17 protein-coding genes are annotated in these 18,227 nt (G+C 63.7%); 8 read left to right on the forward strand and 9 right to left on the reverse strand.

What is annotated here, in order from left to right; all coding sequences use genetic code 11:
- The first annotated feature begins 2 nt into the window (after nt 1-2).
- The gene (locus AC06G6_RS19950; protein WP_479825047.1) at nt 3-575 is read left to right on the forward strand and encodes a hypothetical protein; all 573 of its coding nucleotides are present in this window, start codon (nt 3-5) and stop codon (nt 573-575) included.
- Between the two features lie 16 nt (nt 576-591).
- Here AC06G6_RS19950 and AC06G6_RS19955 read toward each other — a convergent pair whose 3' ends face one another.
- From AC06G6_RS19955 to AC06G6_RS19975, 5 genes are all read right to left on the reverse strand, one after another.
- Complete coding sequence (locus AC06G6_RS19955) at nt 592-942, reverse strand: TFIIB-type zinc ribbon-containing protein (protein ID WP_479825049.1); 351 nt, start codon at nt 940-942, stop codon at nt 592-594.
- Between the two features lie 196 nt (nt 943-1,138).
- A complete protein-coding gene (locus AC06G6_RS19960) occupies nt 1,139-2,392 on the reverse strand; it encodes a glycosyltransferase (protein WP_479825051.1) in 1,254 nt (417 codons plus the stop codon).
- Between the two features lie 23 nt (nt 2,393-2,415).
- A complete protein-coding gene (locus AC06G6_RS19965; RefSeq protein ID WP_479825053.1) occupies nt 2,416-3,861 on the reverse strand; it encodes an oligosaccharide flippase family protein in 1,446 nt (481 codons plus the stop codon).
- A gap of 523 nt (nt 3,862-4,384) precedes the next feature.
- Nucleotides 4,385-5,011: an FMN reductase gene (locus AC06G6_RS19970; RefSeq protein ID WP_479825054.1), complete on the reverse strand. Its 627-nt coding sequence runs from the start codon at nt 5,009-5,011 to the stop codon at nt 4,385-4,387.
- Between the two features lie 171 nt (nt 5,012-5,182).
- A complete protein-coding gene (locus tag AC06G6_RS19975; RefSeq protein ID WP_479825056.1) occupies nt 5,183-6,043 on the reverse strand; it encodes a PhzF family phenazine biosynthesis protein in 861 nt (286 codons plus the stop codon).
- A gap of 65 nt (nt 6,044-6,108) precedes the next feature.
- On the opposite strand from AC06G6_RS19975, the gene AC06G6_RS19980 reads away from it, so the two are divergent.
- The gene (locus AC06G6_RS19980) at nt 6,109-6,555 is read left to right on the forward strand and encodes a DUF1801 domain-containing protein (RefSeq protein WP_479825058.1); all 447 of its coding nucleotides are present in this window, start codon (nt 6,109-6,111) and stop codon (nt 6,553-6,555) included.
- Between the two features lie 173 nt (nt 6,556-6,728).
- Here AC06G6_RS19980 and rplI read toward each other — a convergent pair whose 3' ends face one another.
- The 4 genes from rplI to rpsF form a co-directional block, all read right to left on the reverse strand.
- Nucleotides 6,729-7,181, reverse strand: coding sequence for a 50S ribosomal protein L9 (gene rplI, locus AC06G6_RS19985; protein ID WP_307457021.1), 453 nt, complete (start codon nt 7,179-7,181; stop codon nt 6,729-6,731).
- 17 nt (nt 7,182-7,198) lie between these two features.
- Nucleotides 7,199-7,438 (reverse strand): 30S ribosomal protein S18, encoded by a 240-nt coding sequence (gene rpsR, locus AC06G6_RS19990; protein ID WP_003800144.1) that lies wholly within the window; start codon nt 7,436-7,438, stop codon nt 7,199-7,201.
- A 126-nt stretch (nt 7,439-7,564) separates the two neighbouring features.
- Nucleotides 7,565-8,161: a single-stranded DNA-binding protein gene (locus tag AC06G6_RS19995; protein ID WP_479825060.1), complete on the reverse strand. Its 597-nt coding sequence runs from the start codon at nt 8,159-8,161 to the stop codon at nt 7,565-7,567.
- 55 nt (nt 8,162-8,216) lie between these two features.
- On the reverse strand, nt 8,217-8,522 hold the full coding sequence (gene rpsF, locus AC06G6_RS20000; RefSeq protein WP_024366241.1) for a 30S ribosomal protein S6: 306 nt from the start codon (nt 8,520-8,522) through the stop codon (nt 8,217-8,219).
- 241 nt (nt 8,523-8,763) lie between these two features.
- Between rpsF and AC06G6_RS20005 the strand changes: the two genes are divergently transcribed.
- The 6 genes from AC06G6_RS20005 to AC06G6_RS20030 all read left to right on the forward strand — a co-directional run bounded on the left by AC06G6_RS20005 (nt 8,764) and on the right by AC06G6_RS20030 (nt 17,838).
- Nucleotides 8,764-9,447, forward strand: a complete 684-nt coding sequence (locus AC06G6_RS20005; RefSeq protein WP_479825062.1) for a DUF1345 domain-containing protein — start codon at nt 8,764-8,766, stop codon at nt 9,445-9,447.
- 336 nt (nt 9,448-9,783) lie between these two features.
- A complete protein-coding gene (locus AC06G6_RS20010) occupies nt 9,784-12,495 on the forward strand; it encodes a helix-turn-helix transcriptional regulator (RefSeq protein ID WP_479825064.1) in 2,712 nt (903 codons plus the stop codon).
- A gap of 95 nt (nt 12,496-12,590) precedes the next feature.
- Complete coding sequence (locus tag AC06G6_RS20015; RefSeq protein ID WP_479825066.1) at nt 12,591-13,730, forward strand: Gfo/Idh/MocA family protein; 1,140 nt, start codon at nt 12,591-12,593, stop codon at nt 13,728-13,730.
- Between the two features lie 502 nt (nt 13,731-14,232).
- The gene (locus tag AC06G6_RS20020) at nt 14,233-14,997 is read left to right on the forward strand and encodes a glycosyltransferase (protein WP_479825068.1); all 765 of its coding nucleotides are present in this window, start codon (nt 14,233-14,235) and stop codon (nt 14,995-14,997) included.
- Nucleotides 14,998-15,017: 20 nt separating this feature from the next.
- Entirely contained in the window at nt 15,018-16,649 is a 1,632-nt protein-coding gene (locus tag AC06G6_RS20025; RefSeq protein WP_479825070.1) for a tyrosine-protein kinase domain-containing protein, read from the forward strand.
- A 46-nt stretch (nt 16,650-16,695) separates the two neighbouring features.
- Complete coding sequence (locus AC06G6_RS20030; RefSeq protein ID WP_479825072.1) at nt 16,696-17,838, forward strand: glycosyltransferase; 1,143 nt, start codon at nt 16,696-16,698, stop codon at nt 17,836-17,838.
- Nucleotides 17,839-18,227 lie beyond the last annotated feature (389 nt).

The raw sequence follows: 18,227 nt of genomic DNA on the forward strand, positions 1-18,227 counted from the left end.
TCATGGAATCCCTGCTTATCCCCCTGCTAATTCTGGCGCTCGTCGGTGCCGGTGTCCTGCTCGGCGCCCGCGCCCTCGGCCGCCGCGACACGCAGCCGCGGCGGGAAGCCGCCCCCCAGACGGGGCGCGATCCGGTCGAACTCGCCCGCGCCGCCGCGGCCAAACTCACCCAGGAGCAACACCGCCGGCTTTACGCCCTGATCGCCCAGGGGCAGGCCATGGCCGCCATCAAGTTGTACTTCGAGGCCACTGGAGACGGACTGCGGGCCTCACGGGATGCCGTGGGGGCCCTGGCTGCCCACCCGCAGCCCTTCCGGCCCGAGGCACCCGAACAGGGTCCCGGGGAGGACGACGACGATGCCCCGCAGCGTTTTGCCTACCGCTACCGGGCGATCGCCAGTAAGGGCGATGTCACCCGCGAGGTGAGCAGCAACATGCTCAACGACGAGATCTACGGCAGGATCCGCACCCTGGCCAGAAGCGGCCAAACCGAGGCGGCGGCGGAGGCCCTCACCCGCCACTCGGATATCTCCATCAAGCAGGCGCGCGAGTTCATCGCCCTCCTCGAGGACTGACCCGGCCCTTGGGGAATTAGAAGTCGAACAGCTCCCCGAGCCAGCCTTCCTTCTTCTTGGGACGGCGGCGGTCGTCATAACGCGGCTGGTCATAGCGCGGCCGGTCACGCCGTTCGTCATAGCGGCGGTCATCCGGACGCCGCTCGTCGCGGCGCGGGTCCACGTTGTAGAGCGGCGGCGGGATGTGCCCGGGCGTCACCGTCGGCAGGGGCGGCGGCGGCGCCGAGACTCCCGGGCCCATGGTCTCCGCCACGCGGTCCAGGATCTTGTCCAGCTCGCCCCGGTCCAGCCATACGCCGCGACACTGGGGGCAGTAGTCGATCTCGACACCGCTGCGTTCGCTCATGATCAGGTCAATTGAATCCACAGGACATTTCATGTCCCGCACAACGACCCGGCGCCAACAATAGTTCGAATGTTACGCAGGCGCGTGAAACCGGGTGTTGGTTCCAGGACTCCGATTGTCGCCGTCCCAGCTTCGACCCCTGTCGGTCCGCGCACGTCATCCCAGCGGCTCCCCGGGATGCGGAGGAGACTTTCCTGCCCTGCCGTCCGCCGCTGCTTCATGGGGCCGCGTGCCGTGCGGCGCCGTCGTCAAGTGCCGGTCCGGCCCGTCTGCGCCCTGCCACCGGCCGGGAATTGAAATCCTCGGCTGGAGCGGTCCCCAGGACCCGACGTACCCGCCTCACCACCTCGTACGAGGCAAATCTGGCGAGAGCTGCCGCCTCCGGACCGGCGGAGACGTCCACGCCCGCTTCGGTGGCCTGTGAGTAGAAGTCCTCGAGCACAAGGGCCCCGTGCGTCAGCGAGAAACGTTCCTGAACCGTCGATAGCCCGAAACCACCAAGCGTCTTCCGGCGGGACTCGTCCGGCAGCAGGCCGCGCAGCAGCTGCGCCAGCCGCTCTGCCCCGCCCTGCGTTCCGGGTCCAACCCCGTACCATCCCTGTTCGAGGAAAAGGGGAAGGCTGTGCGGAGTTAGAAGTTCCCAGAACCCTTGTTCGCCTTGAACGATAAGTGGTTTTGCAAAGGCCAGCGCCCGCAGGGCCGACCCGCCCATTCCGAGGGCAACATCGGCCGCAGCATAGGCCCCGCGAGGATCCTCGAGCTCGCCGGTAAGCACAATGGCCTGCCGACCGCTTGCGGCGTTGACCCTTTGGGCATGGCTTTCGACGATCCCCCGCGCTGCGCCGTCACCGGCGATGACAAGTTGTACGCGGAGTTCCGGGGACAGCAGTCCCACGCATTTGATGGCGGCCAGGATGCCCTCGAGTTTCAGCTCTTTTGCCAGGCGTGACACGAGAACCACCGTGTAGGCTGCTGGTTCGAGGCGCCACGAAGCCCGGAAATCCTGCTTCTGGTCGTCCATCAAGGGATTGTTTGCATCAAGGTCCACCGGCGGCTCGAGCAACGCAGCCTTGGTCCGGCCAAACTCCAGTTCCGCCTCCAATATCTCCTGGGTGCCCACGAGAGTTGGCATTGACTTGGGAATGAACGGTGCCACCGCCATTGACATCACCGTTGCCACGGCGGCAGTGCCTGGAGACCGTCGGGATGCGATGAGGCCTTCCAGCGCCGGAGGCCATTCGTAGCCGTGGATGAGGTCGATCTTCCGCTCCCGGGCCAGTCGGACCAGTGCCTTCACCACTGCCGGGGACGGCCTGCGGTGCGGTTGCGGAGACGGAATGAACTCCAGCCCCAATTCCTCGATGCGCCGGTTTAGCGGCCCAGGCTGCCCGAAGACGATAACCTCGTGACCCAACCGCTGCACGGCTGCCGCGAGTTCGATGGCGTTGAGTTGGCTGCCGCCGATCCCCAAGTCATGCGGGTAGACAAGGATTCTCATGCTGCCGCCTCCACCGCGGAGGCCGCGCCGATGGACCGGAGCTCCCGGATGCTGTCCCGCTGCAGGTACAACAACCAGGCTGTCACCAGAGCCGCAATCGTCCCGGCGGCGAAAAGCGCAAGCAAGTGATCGGCCACCGTGATTGCCAGGATGCGCGCTGCCACACCCGTCGCAATTCCCGCTGCGAGGGGTAACCGGATTTTTGCCAGTATGCCGCTGAGTGGCAGTCCATGCTGCCGGAGTTTCCATACGTACAGAGGGAGGACCACGCATCCCGTCACGGCCGCCTGCGCCGCCGCGAGCCCACCAAGACCTCCCCAGGATGCACCCGCCACCAGTGCGGGAACCAACACCAGCAGACTTCCGGCCTGCACCGTGAAGACCGTCCCGGACCGGCCCAGGACAACGAGGTAGTCAAAGGCAAGATCGCAAAATACCTTGCAGGTCGCAACGATGACCAGCCAGGAAATGGCGGTCGCTGCTGCCACCCAGGCCTCACCATAGACGAATTCCACCAGTGGCACCGCGATCCCCGCCAAGGCGAGGATGATCGGGAGTGCTGCTGCTGCTAAAACCGCCACAATGGCCTTCATGGCGGAATTCATGCGGGGCCGGTCCCCCTGCAGCGCGGAGAAGGCGGCGGGCGCAACCCTGCGGAGCGGTTGGGCCAAGATGCTCACGGGCCAGTTCGAGAGGTTGAAGGCCAGCACGTAGAACGCCAGAACCGTTGACCCCAGGACCGCCCCGGCCGTGACTTGATCCGCGTAGGCGACCGCGAAGAAGATGATGCTGGTCCCCGCCAGCGGCAGCCCGAAGCGTAACAGGGGGCCCAGATGCGAGCGGTCCAGTCCAAAGCGGTACGGCAACGGCGAGGCAGCCAGGAACATCACTCCGGAGACCAGACTGCCCGCCAGCCGGCCGATCGCCAGCGCCATGGCACCCATGCCCGCGAGGGCAAGGACGACGGACAGGATGGCGCCGATCCAGACATTGGCCTGGTCGATTCCAAGGCGTTCCTTCTCCCGGAAGTCGCGCTGCAGCAGGGCCGCCGACGAGGCGACAACCCCGTTGATGAAGACGCTCAGAATCAGCATTCGCACCACATCAGTGGCGCCCGGATCTCCCATGGCTGCGGTGAAGACCGGGGCTGCGACGATGGCGGCAGTGCAAAACAATGTGCTGCCGAGGACGGATATCGTGTTTACCGTCGGCACGATCGTCGCCGGGTCTTCGGGCCAACGGACAATGGCGAGGGAGACGCCGAGTTCGTTGAAGCTCAGTACGGCCATGAGGGCAACCATGGCGACGGCGAAAGTGCCGAAGGACTCGGGACCCAACACACGGGCCAGGACTATTCCGATACCGAGCGTCCCGAGCCGTGAGACGACCGTATTGAGCAGGCCCCAGGCGAAGGCATTCGAGGCGCCGTCTGTCCGACGCATCCGGGGGGCTGGCATCACTGCCGTCCCGCTGCAGGCGCTAATTTTCGGCCAAACGAAATCAAAGGTGCCTCATTTCATCCCAGGTGACCATTCAGCCAGGCTTTGCACGTTTGAGACGGGAAAACAGCGGGTCCCGAACGGGCAAATTCATTCCCCACGCCGACACTTATTGCAAGACTCATGCCTACAGCAGGACAAATGCCTACAGCGAAGTTACGGCCCAACTGCGCCCCGGCTTGGAGCGAAACCCTGACTACGTGGCTGTGCTTTTGCAAATATAGGCCGGGGTTTTGCCGGGGGCCTAGGCCGCGTGGATAGTCGAGTAGGCCGTCGACTGAAGTCGAGTAGTTTGCGTGTCCAGTACTCGGATTTCGCCCCGGAAAGCCACCAGGAAACGGCATCCTGCGGGTTAGGGAGGGGCTGTCCGGCCCTCGCGTCTAGAACGCCAGGCTGATAATGAGGCTGATCGTCGCGGCCAGACCAACGGTGCCAAAAGCCGCAGAAGCACTGAGTCGCAGCCGGTTCAGCGCTGGCCCGAAATGCCAGCCAGCAACTGCTCGAAAGGCAGCGACTCCGGGGTGGCCTGCCGCTGGCGCGGCTGCGCACCCTGCAGCAGCGCGGCAAATTCCCCAGCGGCCCGGTCGATCCGCGTCGAGAGGGGCGAGCCGCCGTCGTCGTTATTGCCCCAGTCCTGCGGGCCAGCAAAGACGGCAGTGCTGGCGATCCGGGTGCGGAGGTAGCTGAACAGCGGGCGCATGGCGAAGTCCAGGACCATCTGGTGCCGGTCGGTTCCAGCGGTGGCGCCGAGCAGGACTGCCTTGCCCTCGAGCGATTTGGGGTCAAGGACGTCGATGAAGGACTTGAAGAGGCCGCTGTAGGAGGCGCTGAAGACCGGGCTGACAGCGATAATGCCGTCCGAGGCCTCGACACCGGCGATCACCTCGGCCAGCTTCGGCGCGGCGTAGCCGGTCACAAAGTTGTTCGCGATATCCACGGCGAGGTCGCGTAGTTCCAGCACCTGGATATCGACGGCGTAGCCGGCCGCGGCCAGGTGGTGCTCCGCGGAGGCGGCCAGCTGGTCCGCCAGCAGGCGGCTCGACGACGGGACGCCGAGTCCGGCGGAGAGAACGGTGATGCGGCGGGATTCCACGGGGATGCTCCTCAGGTTGTGCCAGGCCACAAACGCTAGTACATGCGTTTGCATCTAACTAGTGAAGCGCGGGCCCGTGCGGTTTATTCCCGGCCCCGGTTGCGCTGTCACCTTTGGGCCCCAAATGGACGGAATAGCCACCAGACCTGACAGGGCAACGAGACCGGCCGCTCAGAGCAGGACAAACCCCTCGATGCAGCTCACCGAGCTCCCGCCAACCCAGATGTCGTCCCCAGCCGCCTCGATGTGCACGCGGCCGGCACGTCCCAGCGCCCTTCCCTGCGCCGCCACGTAGGATTCCGGGGCCCGGCCGCTGCGGATCAGCCATTGGGCCGCGCCGGCGTTGAAGCTGCCGGTGACGGGGTCCTCCGCCGCGGCGTCGCCCGGGATGAAGGTGCGCACCTCATAGCCGACCTCCGATCCGGCGGGGTGGGGCCCGATCACGCCGACCTTGAGTCCCGCCATGGCCGCGTAGTCAGGCCTGATGGCGAGCACCTGCTCTGCCGATTCCAGCAGCACGCCGATCCAGTCCGGGCCGTTGACCAGCCAGGACGCGTCCAGCAACGCCTCCCGCGGCATTCTGAGGCCCGCGGCGATGCGCGCGAGGTCCTCCTCCGCCACCGGGCCCGAGCGGGTCAGCGGCGGTGCCGCGAACGCCAGCCGCCCGCCGTCGCGCTTTACCCGCACGAGTCCGGCCCCGCACTCCTGGACCAGCATCCGGTCCTGCCGGGGGATGCCGCCGGCTTCCAGCCAGGCGTGCGCCGAGCCGAGGGTGGGGTGGCCGGCAAAGGGGAACTCTTCGCTGCCGGTGAAGATCCTGACACGGTAGTCCGCCCCGGGGTCGGTGGGCGGCAGCAGGAACGCGGTTTCAGCGAGGTTGGTCCAGTTGGCGAACTGCTGCATCCCCTCCGCCGTGAGGTCCCCGGCGTCGAGAACAACGGCCAGCGGGTTGCCCCGGTACGGCTCGGCCGAGAAGACGTCCACCTGGGCGAAGGGGCGGAGGCGGGGTGCGGGTGCGGTATGTGAGGTCACTGCCGCAGGCTATCACCGGCGCCGGTGCGGCTGACATGGCTGCCGCGGTCTGCGAGACTTCCGGCATGGCTGTGAACAAAACCGAAAACAAGACCGCAAACAAGACCACCGCGACCGGTGCGTCGGTCGAGGAGTTCCTCGCCGCCGTCGAGCATCCCGTCCGGCACCGGGACGGGCTCCGGCTTATGGAACTGATGGCGGCGGCCACCGGGCAGCCGGCAGAGATGTGGGGGCCGACGATTGTGGGCTTCGGCCGGTATCACTACAAGTACGCGACCGGCCGGGAGGGAGACGCGCCTGCCGTCGGCTTCTCCCCACGGAAAGCCAGCCTGTCCCTCTACGGGCTGAGCTACGGGCCGGAGTCGGCAGGGCTGCTGGCGCGGCTGGGAAAGCACAAGACCGGAGCGGGGTGCGTCTATGTCAACAAGCTCGACGACGTCGACGAGGCGGTGCTCACCGAGCTGATCCGGAACGGCTACCGGCACGTGACAACGGTCCTGCACCACGCCTAGGCAGCTGGCAAAACCCTACCAACGCCGGTCACTTCGAGCCGGCGGCACGTCCCGCGGTGGGCCGTGGGGGATCCCGCGGTGGGGTTAAAGCAGAAGGCCCCCGCGTCCGGTTCCTCAGAGAAATCCGAAGGCGGGGGCCTTCCAGCAGTACAGGACTGCGCAGCCGGTGAGGGCTACTTGCCTGCGACTACGTCGAGTTCGATCACAGCGGCAACGTCGGCGTGGAGGCGGACGTTGGCCTGGTAGGAACCAACCGACTTGATGTGCGTCGGCAGTTCAACCTTGCGCTTGTCGATGCGGCCAAGGCCAGCGGCCTCAACTGCGTCGGCCACGTCGCCCTGCTTGACGGTGCCGAACAGGCGTCCGGTCTCGCCAGCCTTGACAACGAGCTTGACCGGCTTGGCGGAGAGTGCAGCGGCCTGCTTCTGAGCGTCTTCCAGGGAAGCGTGCTCGCGGGCGGCGCGGGCAGTCTTGATGGACTCAACCTGCTTCTCGCCACCCTTGGACCAGGTCAGAGCGAAGTTGCGGGGCAGCAGGTAGTTACGTGCGTAACCGTCCTTGACCTCGACAACATCGCCCGCAGCACCGAGACCGGTTACTTCGTGGGTCAGAATGAGCTTTGCCATGTTAGTTAATCCCTTCCTTAGCCGCGGCCAGCGCCGGAGTAAGGCAGCAGAGCAACTTCGCGGGCGTTCTTGATTGCCTGGGCGATCTTGCGCTGTTCCTGCACCGTGACGCCAGTGACGCGACGGGCGCGGATCTTTCCGCGGTCGGAGATGAACTTGCGCAGCAATGCTACGTCCTTGTAGTCGATGACAGTGATGTCAGCGGCCTTCAAGGGGTTGGACTTTGGTTTGGGCTTACGGAGTTCAGCCTTAGCCATCGTGGAGCTCCTATTCGATGGAGCCCGTGGATATTGATCCACGGGATGGTGGTGATCCGACGCCGGTCAGCGCCCGTCCGCCTTGCGGCGTTCCGGCGGGTTCCGTCGTCGAACCTTAGATGTTGTTTAGAAGGGAGGTTCGGAATCCGGGCCGTTGCCCCAGCCGCCGCCTGCATTGCTGACACCGGGCGTGGCCCAGGGGTCATCCTGCTGTGCGGGCTGGTTGCCGCCCCAGGTTCCGCCCGAGTTGCCGCCCTGGTTTCCACCAGAGCCGCCACCGAAGCCGCCGCCGCTGTTGCCGCCGCCGCCACTGCCGAACCCGCCCTGGGCGCCGTTTCCGGCACCCCCACCGCCGGAGCGCTGGGTGCGGTTGACCTTGGCGTTGGCGTAGCGCAGGCTGGGGCCGATTTCATCGACCTCAAGCTCGATAACGGTGCGCTTCTCGCCTTCTTTGGTTTCGTAGGAACGGCTCTTCAGCCGGCCGTTAACGATCACACGCATGCCCTTGGTCAGGGATTCGGCAACGTTTTCGGCTGCTTCGCGCCATACCGATGCGCGGAGGAACAGGGTTTCCCCGTCCTTCCACTCATTGGACTGGCGGTCGAAGGTGCGGGGAGTAGAAGCGATGGTGAAATTCGCTACTGCCGAACCTGACGGTGTGAACCTCAGTTCGGGGTCACTGGTGAGATTACCGATGACCGTAATAGTGGTTTCGCCTGCCATCTACTGCCTCCTTGTGCGTTCCTGCGGGGTGAAGAGTGAAAACCGGGAGCTGAAATTACTCAGCAACGACCTTCTGTACTTCGGGGCGGGTGATCTTGGTGCGCATGATGGTCTCATTGAGGCTCAGCTGGCGATCAAGTTCCTTGGCGGTAGCCGGCTCAGCGGTGAAGTTCACCACGGCGTAGATACCTTCAGACTTCTTCTGGATTTCGTAAGCCAGGCGACGACGGCCCCAGATGTCAACCTTCTCGATGGTTCCACCATCGGTCGTGATGACGTTCAGGAACTTCTGAAGCGTTGGCTCAACGGTACGCTCTTCGACCTCGGGGTCGATGATTACCATCAATTCGTAAGGACGCATATGTGAACCCACCTCCTTTGGGCTAAGCGGTTACGGCATTTCCGTAACAGGAGGTTCATTTGCGGTGCCATGTGTCCGCATCACCCCCAGGAACGGGGGCAGGGCGCAGCACAGACTTCAATAGCTTAGTGCATCGGGGCAGGATTCCGCGATTCCAGGCCTGCCCAGCGTATGCACGGCCGGCAGGGTCCGGGAAGCGCCGCCGCCCTCCATGTGGGCAACCCTGTGCCAAGATCGGGGAATGAACAACGGTTCCCCGGCCCGCGGCGACTCCCGGCCGGTCCGGCGCAGCCGATTGCGCCTGGCGGTCATGCTTCTCGCCGGGGTGCTCGCGGCCACGGCAACCGCCGTGGGCGGGTACTGGGTCGCGGCCCCGGCTGTCGGCTGGGGGACCGCTTCGCTGACCTACGTCGTCTGGGTCTGGCTGGCTGTCGGCCGCTTCAGCCCGGCCGAGACCCGGGCGCATGCCACCGCGGAGGATCCGTCCCGCAGCATCACCGACCTGCTGATCCTGGCGGCCAACGTCGCCAGCCTCGGTGCGGTGGCCGCCGTCGTCGTCGATTCCCATGCCGGCGGCGGCGGGTCCCGCTTCGGCGGCGGGCTCCTGGCGCTGGCGTCGGTGGCCCTGTCCTGGATGCTGGTGCAGACCCTGTTCACGCTCCGGTACGCCGAGCTGTACTACGGCACGGGCGGGAAGGCCGGGGCGGCGGTGGGCGGTATCGACTTCAACCAGGAACGCCCGCCGCAGTACACCGACTTCGCCTATCTCGCGACGAGCCTCGGCATGACCTACCAGGTCTCGGACACGGCCCTGCAGAGCCACGGAATCCGGGCCGAAGCGCTCAAGCACAGTCTGCTGTCGTACCTCTTTGGCACCGTCATTCTGGCCACGACGATCAGCCTCGTTATCAGCCTGGCGTTCTGAACGCGAGGGCCGGACAGCCCCTCCCTAACCCGCCGAATTCCGGTTTCTGGCGGCATTCCGGGACGAAAAACGAGTACTGGACACGGAAACTACTCGACTTCAGCCGATGGCCTACTCGACTATCCACGTGGCCTAGGCCCCCGGCAAACCCCCGGCCTATATTTGCAAAAGCACAGCCACGTGGTCAGGGTTTCGCTCCAACCGCGAGCGACCCGGGCCGTCGTCTTTCAGATGAGGCGCGGGCGTGCGGCATTGAATACGTCAGTCAGGGTCTGTGTTTTCTCACTGAAAACCACTCCCGCTGAAGAGTCTCTTTGGGATGGAATGGGGACACCCATGGTTTTGTTCGGCCGCAACAAGGAACTTGCGCGCATTCATGCTCTGATCCGGAGCCGCAGCGAAGGTGCGCTGACGGTTACGGGAGGTCGCGGGAGCGGCAAATCATCATTGCTCGCGGAGATACCGAACCTGCACGATCACCGGACAGTTTTGCTCCGGGCAAATTCGTCGGAATCCAAGTGGCGTTTTTCTGGCATCACCGCCCTGCTCCATGGCATCGATGACCCCGCCCTCGCACCACTGGTCGACTACATGGCATCCTCACCGCGCGGAGACCTTGACTCTGCGGAACTGTCAACCATGCTGCTTGGCGCGCTCCGACAATGGTCTGCAGACCGGACGGTTGTAGTTATTGACGACGCTGATGAACTTGATCCTGCCAGCCAGACTGTTCTGGGCTTCCTGTCCCGTCGCCTCGCAGGCACAGGCCTCGTCCTGATTGCGGGCATGCGGGATGAGGCGCCGGGAAGCCCTTTTGCGCGACTTTCCAGCCTTCGGCTGGAAAATCTGAACGTTGGCGACACTGTAAAAATGCTCGACTCCTTGACGCAGGGCCACGGAAGCAAAGCAACGATGCATGCTGTTGCAGCGGCTACCCACGGCAATCCGCTGGCATCGATTGAACTCTGCAACCAGCTGACGGAACGGCAACTACAGGGGCAGTGCACCCTCCCCGTCCCCCTGCACTGGAACGGAAGCTTCGAACCTGACCTTGCGGCATCGGTTTCGGCGCTTTCACCACACGCACGGCGGGCAATCAACCTCCTCTCCCTTTCGTGCAGAACTAGCACAAGTCTTCTGAAGGAAATACCGGGGGACGTCTGGGCAGGGGTGGATGAAGTTGTGTCAGTCGGGATGGCCGTCCGTTCCGGGTCGCACGTCAGAATCCAGAATCAAATGCTTCGTGCGCACGTTTTTTCAGCCATGCCACCGACGGAAAGAACCGCGCATCACCACGCGTTGGCTGCTGCTGCCGAAACTGTGGATCGTCAGGCGTGGCCGTGGCACTTGAGTTACACCGCGGCCGCGCGGCGCGACACCTCCTTCAGGCTGCTCCGCCAGGCCATTGAACTTGTGCGGGCGGAGGAAACCCCGTCTGCGGTCGAATACATTGAGCGGGCCCTCGCCATTAACCCGTGGGAGGCGGAGACGGCTGCCCGGCTCGGCACGGTCGCGGAGGTGCTGTTCAGCAGGGGTGAATTCGTTCACGCGAAACGCTATCTGGATTGGGCACTACGAATCACCAAGGACCGGTCCCTAACCCTTCGCCTTACAGGGCTCGATGTTCAATTGGAGCTTCTGCAGGGCAATGCGGTGAGGCCGAGCTTGATGGCCCGGTTAGTCGAGGAATTCGGGCATCACGATCCTGGACTATCAGCCTTTTTTCTGTCCATCTGCGCTCTCCACCTGGCCGACCGCTGGCAAGTTGGAGACGTTGAGCAATTGCTGGAGTCGGCGGAGCCGTTCCTTTCCGGGGCCCCCGGCGGGGCCTTGGCCGTAAACCAGCGCGCAAGACTCCTGGCCAACGCCGTCAAGGGGGTCGTTGGGCGAATCTCTCAAGCGGCCGACGGCGGCAACAGTTCCCCAGCGTCGCTGCTGCTCCGCGGGCGTGCCATGACGTATGCCGAGGATTACGAGGGGGCCCGCGACCACTTTGCTCTCGTCCATAATCTGAGTGCCGTCAGCGACACGAACTGGAGTGAGACCGCCCGCTACTTCGCGGCCGACAACGAAATCCGTGCCGGAAACTTTCGTTCCGCCTTTGCACTCATAGCCGAAATTGCCGGTTCCGCGACCAGCCGGCAGTATCACCGTGGGATGCGCGAATACTTGCTCCTCTGGCGGGCCCACTCAACCGGGAACGTCCAAGAGGCTCAGGCTTGCCTTTCAGAGGCCCGGAAGTTCGTCGGTGTGGGCGCGCCGCCGCAGGTTGCAGCGCAACTGCTCGCCTGCGAGGGGCATTTTGCGCTGATGCGGGGCGACCTGGAGGAGGCCTGCACACTGCTTTCCAGGGCCGCCGAGTTCGGAATGGACTTCGGCAACCCCGCCCTGCTGCGCTGTGAGTCGGATCTGGTCGAGGTCCTGGCTAGGTTGGGTCGCCGACGCGAGGCCGTCCGCGCCCTCGCCAGGATGGAGCAACGGTCAGCCGGGCTGACATCCCGATGGCTGCTGATGGCGGTTTCCCGTTCCCGGGCGCTGGTAGCGGGTGGCGATCATTCCTTGGAACTCTTCCACCAGGCCCTTGATTTGTGGCAGAAAGGTGATTCCTTGTTCGAACGGGCCCGGACATTGCTTTGCTTCGCGGACCGGCTGGAGACCTCCGGCCGGTCCAAAGAGGCCAGGAACTCCAGGCTGCGAGCAAGGGCGCTGTTCGAAGAGGCCGGCGCCGAGTCGTGGACACAGCAAGCAGACGCACTACTCCTCGGCGACGGCGCGGCGGATGTTTCGGAGATCCAGAGCCCGGCCCTGCTGCTGCTCTCGAACCAGGAGCGCGAACTCGTGCAACTCGTGGCCCGTGGCTGGCGCAACAAGGAAATTGCGGCGTCACTGTTCGTATCGGTGAGGACCGTCGAAGTGCGCCTGACTGCCATATATAGGAAGCTGGGCGTCCAGTCGCGTTCCCAGATGACCTGCCTTCTATCCACCGGTGCATCCGCGGCATCTGGGGTGCTGGACCGCGCGGCCACCCCCCTGGCGGTGAGCTGCTGATTCCGTGGCGGACATTCCGCGCGGTCATCAGGCCCACCGGCGCCTACTAACCACTCTCCAGGCCTTCTAATCACACACCAGGAAAAGGAAGAATCATGAGAGCCTTCCCCCCTCCGTTCCACGGCGCCACCCACCGGCAGCCCACAAACAAATTGAAGATTGCGGTCGTCGGGGCCGGGTACTGGGGGCCCAACCTGGCCCGCAACCTGCAGGAAAGTCCGGACTGGGACCTGGTGGCCATCTGCGACCTGGACATCGAGCGGGCAGTCAGGCTGGCCGCCATGCTGGGCGACATCGCCGTCGTCGAATCCCTCGAGGAATTGCTGGATACGTTCGACCTGGACGCCGTTGCGATCGCGACGCCGGCCCGCACACATCACAGGACGGCAATGACGGCATTGCGCGCCGGTAAGCACGTTCTGGTGGAAAAACCGCTGGCCGACAGCCGGGCGCACGGCTTGGAAATGGTGGCGGAAGCCGAGACAAACGGCCTGGTGCTGATGGCTGACCACACCTACTGCTATACACCTGCCGTCCAGAAAATGCAGGAAATGGTGGAGGCAGGATTATTAGGTGAAATTCTCTTCGTGGATTCCACCAGGATCAATCTGGGCCTGGTTCAACCGGATGTTGACGTGTTCTGGGACCTGGCCCCCCACGATCTCGCGATCCTCGACTTTGTCCTACCCGGCGGTCTGAACCCAGCCGAGGTTTCAGCGTCCGGGGCGGACCCGCTGGGCACGGGCCGGGACTGCGTGGGTCACCTGAACTTCAGGCTTCCCAACGACGCTACAGCGCACTTGCATGTGAACTGGCTGAGTCCCACCAAAATTCGCCAGATGGTGATCGCTGGATCGCTGCGGACCCTGGTGTGGGACGACCTCAACCCGCAGCAACGACTCAGCGTCTATGACCGGCGAGTGAGCATGGACCGACAGGCTAGGTCGACCGGCGAGAGGACAGCGTGCGCCGTTTCGTACCGGCTGGGCGACACCTGGTCCCCGGCGTTGCCCGAACGGGAAGCCCTCGGCCAGGTGGTGGAGGAACTGGCCTCTTGCATCCATAACAGGCGCGAAGCCCGCACGGGGGGTGCATCCGGCCTGCGGGTCCTCTCCGTGCTGGAAGCGGTATCACGCAGTTCGAGTAACGATGGCCAGTCCTCCCCTGTGGGCGGCGACGGCCTTACGGGAACCGGAATCAGTAGCCTAGGGGTCCAACTGGAGCGTGCACGGTGAGCGATCTCCAGGGGGCCAACGTCCTGCTTACATACGGTGCGGAAACCATCGGTTCACCGTTCGTGGATGCATTTCCAGCAACGCCGGCGGAGCCGGCGCCATGACAGCGACTGGCGCCATCGTTTGGATAGCCGGAACCAGCTGGGATGGAGTCTCGGGGACGGACAAATGTCTGGTTTCGGAGATCGCACGCTCACGTCCCGTGCTGTGGGTGGACCCACCGGAGTCTCTTACGCTGACTTCGGCGAGGGATTCGGTATTCTCGTTCGTCTCCGGCCGCGTCAAGGCACGGGACCGTGCACTTTCCCAGGTAACCAAGAACTTATGGCGGCTCAAGGTTCCACCCATGAGGGGAGCCGCGCGGCCCGTACTCCGCGGAGTCAAGGCGGCCCTACTGAACCGAGCAACGAGTGCTGTTCTAACGGAGCTGAATTGGGCTCCAGCGGCAGTTGTCGTTGCCCACGCGTTCACCCCGTTCCCGCGGGGTCTGGGCGGGCGCCGAGTGTTTTTTGTTACGGACGACTGGCTGGAAGGATCTGAGCTGATCGGTGTCCCGCAGCCGGAACTGCGGCGCGTGCTTCAACTGAACCTAGCCCGGGCCGATGCGGTTGCAGCCGTTTCCGACTCACTGCTGGTGCGGCTGGTAGAACTGCTGCCGGACTCACCCGATTCATCGTCCGGAGGCCCTGTTTTTGAGGTACTACCCAACGGGTGCGCGCAAATTTCACCGGCGCCGCCTTTCCTGAAACGAGGGCCAACCGCTTGCCTGGTGGGCCAGCTAAACGAACGGTTGGACATCGGGGTGTTGGAGGCTTTGCAGGCCTCCGGAGTGCCCTTGGTCGTGATCGGACCACGGACCGACCGTGACCCGGTTTTCGGACGAAGATTGGATTCCCTTCTTGCGGCCGAGGGCGTCGACTGGCTGGGACGACTTGAAACTGACGAGGTGCAGCAACAACTTGGGCTTGCGGGGGTGGGAATAACCCCGTACGCGGATACCCCTTTTAACCGCGCCAGTTTCCCGCTCAAGACACTGGAGTATCTTTCCGCGGGACTGGCTGTGGTCTCCACCGAAACGCCGTCGGCTCACTGGCTGAATACGGACCTCATATCCCTTAGCCCCACCCCCGAAGATTTCGTCAGCAGTGTCATCAGTGCCTTGGCTTCGCGGGACAACAAGGATATGGACAAGCTCCGGCGGGACTTCGCGTCCCGTCATTCCTGGGCAGCACGTGCAACACAATTCCAGCAAATGCTAGCTCGGTAACCAGAAGGAGGAACCAAATCGTGACTAATCTGAACGCTGGCCACAGCGACGAAGTTGTCGGAGGAATGGGGGTCAACGAGTACATCCGCGTAGCCCGGATCTACTGGAAGTCCATTGCCGTGGTGACTATCATCGTCACCTTGCTGGCTACGTTGTGGGGTGTCCTTCAACCGCGCATCTACGCAGCCGAAGCCAGCGCGATTGTGCTCACGGTGGGATCGGAGAATGTTGACGTACTGCTCTCCGGCGACACCCTGGCAAAGTCAAAGATCAAGAACTACGAGTCCATAGCTGAATCCAGGCTCCTGGCCGACCGGGTCATTGAAACCGCGAACCTGGACACTTCAGCGGATGCGCTGCTCAAAACGATCACGGTGAGCGTCCCTTTGGAAACGGCTGAGATTCGTATCAGCGCAAAATCGCCGGATCCGGCGACGGCTCAGCGCGTGGCGGACGCCTGGATCACCGAACTGGCGAAGCAAGTCCAGCAGCTTGAGACGTCCGCGGCTGTGGGGGCCCCTAGAGCTGTCCCACTTCCCGCGGTGGGCCTGGTTGCGTTGGATATGGCCACCCTTCCCACCTCCCCCATTTCGCCGAACGTCGGTCTCGCGGCGCTTTTCGGAGTGGCCGGGGGACTGTTGCTGGCATATGCCGCCGCACTCTTTCGTCATCACCTGGATCGTCGCCTGCGGAGCGTGGCGGAGATCGAGCGCCTTTTCGACGTACCCGTGATTGGCAGGCTTCCCCTCGATGAAAGGCTCAGCAGCGCCGGCGCAGCCACCTTGCTTGATACGGAATGCCTCGAACTGCCGGTATCGGGCGGCCGGAACCATGCTTTCACAGAGGCCCTCCGCGCGCTGCGCACCAATATGAAATTCCTCGACGTCGACAATCCCCCTCGGGTCATCGTTGTCACAAGTTCGGTGACCTCTGAAGGCAAGTCAACAGTCGTCGGAAACTTGGCCCTTACCATGGCCGCTGCGGGGGATCCTGTGGTCGTCGTGGACGGAGATTTAAGGCGTCCCAGGCTTGCGGCGATTTTCAATGTGGTCCCCGGGGTCGGCGTCACGAACGTACTCAGTGGGCAGGCAACGTTGTCCGAAGTCCTTCAGGACTGGGGCGAACTTGCGAACCTGTCCGTTCTGGGCTCTGGCCCGACCCCGCCAAACCCAAGCGAACTGCTCGGCTCCGAGGCGATGAAACAAATGCTTAAGACGCTTTCGGCGCACGCTACCGTGCTCATTGATGCACCGCCGCTGCTCGCGGTGACCGATGCCGCGATCCTGTCGCAACTGGCTGATGGCGTGATCGTGGTTGCGAGGGCGGGCCGCACAACCCGGGACGAGCTGGCACAGGCGTACGCAAACCTGCGGAGAGTCAAAGCTTCGATTCTGGGCACGATTGTGAATTGCGTCCCAACAAAAGGCGTGGATGCCTACCCCTACTACGGAGCGTATATAGGTGAACCTGGCGACGTCAGTTCCACGGCGTCGGAGGAGTCGTCCCAGTCGGAACTCTCGAATGCCGTCACAAGAATCGTCGAGGATAAGGCCCATGCCCGGTCCGCACATCTCGTTGGGAAACCTGCGGACGGCGCCGGCCCCGATACAGGTCCCGCCGCGGATCACCTAGAGGCCTCCAGGCAGCACTAATTGAGTGTTTGGCACTGAACTGGCTTGAACATGCAAGGAGGATGAGATGGCCAAGACTGTCGCTGTTATTGGTACGCGCGGTTACCCAAGTTACTACGGAGGATTTGAGACTGCCGTCAGAAAGATCGCGCCATTTTTGGTCGCGGCGGGCTGGGATGTCAACGTCTATTGCCGGGCTGGTGCGACTAAAGACAACGATGAGTCACGGGACCACCGCATCCGCACGACAAATACCGTAGGACTGGAAAGCAAATCACTCAGCACTCTCTCGTTCGGTCTCTCCTCAGTGCTTCATTGTCTGTGGGAGAAGCCTGACGTGGCGCTTGTCATGAATGTCGCGAACGGTTTTTGGCTCCCGTTGCTTCAGCTCCGCGGAGTCCCGAGCGTCGTAAATGTCGACGGCATCGAATGGGAACGCGCCAAGTGGAATCGCTTTGCGAAATTTGTGTTCAAGTTGGGCGCACGCATGACGGCTCGGTTTGGCACTGTCCTGGTGGGCGACTCTGTTGAGATCCAGAGACGATGGAAAGAGGATTTCGGCAGGGACTGTGTCTTCATCCCGTATGGTGGGGACGTTTCCCGTCCCCTCGAGGTTGTTCCAGGACTGGAACACGATTCCTACGTCCTGATGGTTGCCCGATTCGTCCCCGAGAACACCGTCACGGAGTTCTTTGAGGCAGCGGACCTCCTGGCCGATGACTATCCAGTAGTCATTGTGGGATCCGGTGGATATGGGGGGGTCCTGGACGAGAAGGCCAGGGAGTTGAGTGAGCGCCATACGAACGTCACCTGGCTCGGACACCTCAGTGACGACAATAAATTGCACTCCCTCTGGCAACACGCCGGAGCCTACTTCCACGGTCACAGTGTAGGTGGAACAAATCCTGCACTGGTCCAGGCAATGGCGTGTGGGGCTCCCGTCGTGGCACGCCTCACGCCGTACAACGCCGAAGTACTCAACAGCCAGGAACACTTGGTCGCTCCGGATTCAGCTGCGATTGAGCGCGGACTCCGCCGCATGTTGACCGATGCGGACCTGCGGGCAAAAGCGCGGACAGCAAACAAGGCACGCGCGGTCTCCCATTACGGCTGGGACGGCGTATGCGGCAATTACGAACTGGCCCTCGAAGCGGCCATTGATTTGGCTGGCAAAACGACGGCTCAGGTCCCCAGCGGGCATCCCTCATGACTTTTTCGAATCTTCGGTAATCGTCTGGACGATGTGACCGGAGGGGCGCCGGTGTGGTCGCTGGTTCCCCTGTAGTTCGGGACGGAACCGGACCGACGGCCTGGTGCGGTTTGCCCGGGGTGTGGTCCGTCAGGGCGCCCCTGTTCCTTGGTCCCGGCGGCGACGGTCTCCGCCGGAGGGACGGAGCGGTTGTGGGCCGCCGGGGCCATCTCGCGCCAGACGTCCGGATGCAGGGAGGCGGTGCGCGCCAGCCCGGACATCGTTCCTGCGGGAACGCAACCGGCGTATATGGTCTGACCAGGCTGTCGCCCGCGACATCGTGGGCCCCCGAACATTCGGGCCGGGGAGGGGGCCGGTCAATCCGGCCCGTGGCCCACGCCAAAGATCTG

This window comes from Arthrobacter sp. CJL-S3 (genome assembly GCF_056711635.1).

Coding starts and splice junctions, on each gene's coding strand:
- rpsR (WP_003800144.1), bottom strand. CDS start 7,438: ATGGCTAAGGCTGAACTCCGTAAGCCCAAACCAAAGTCCAACCCCTTG.
- AC06G6_RS19950 (WP_479825047.1), top strand. CDS start 3: ATGGAATCCCTGCTTATCCCCCTGCTAATTCTGGCGCTCGTCGGTGCC.
- AC06G6_RS20030 (WP_479825072.1), top strand. CDS start 16,696: ATGGCCAAGACTGTCGCTGTTATTGGTACGCGCGGTTACCCAAGTTAC.
- AC06G6_RS19995 (WP_479825060.1), bottom strand. CDS start 8,161: ATGGCAGGCGAAACCACTATTACGGTCATCGGTAATCTCACCAGTGAC.
- rplI (WP_307457021.1), bottom strand. CDS start 7,181: ATGGCAAAGCTCATTCTGACCCACGAAGTAACCGGTCTCGGTGCTGCG.
- AC06G6_RS20005 (WP_479825062.1), top strand. CDS start 8,764: ATGAACAACGGTTCCCCGGCCCGCGGCGACTCCCGGCCGGTCCGGCGC.
- AC06G6_RS20015 (WP_479825066.1), top strand. CDS start 12,591: ATGAGAGCCTTCCCCCCTCCGTTCCACGGCGCCACCCACCGGCAGCCC.
- AC06G6_RS19965 (WP_479825053.1), bottom strand. CDS start 3,861: ATGCGTCGGACAGACGGCGCCTCGAATGCCTTCGCCTGGGGCCTGCTC.
- AC06G6_RS20010 (WP_479825064.1), top strand. CDS start 9,784: ATGGTTTTGTTCGGCCGCAACAAGGAACTTGCGCGCATTCATGCTCTG.
- rpsF (WP_024366241.1), bottom strand. CDS start 8,522: ATGCGTCCTTACGAATTGATGGTAATCATCGACCCCGAGGTCGAAGAG.
- AC06G6_RS19980 (WP_479825058.1), top strand. CDS start 6,109: ATGGCTGTGAACAAAACCGAAAACAAGACCGCAAACAAGACCACCGCG.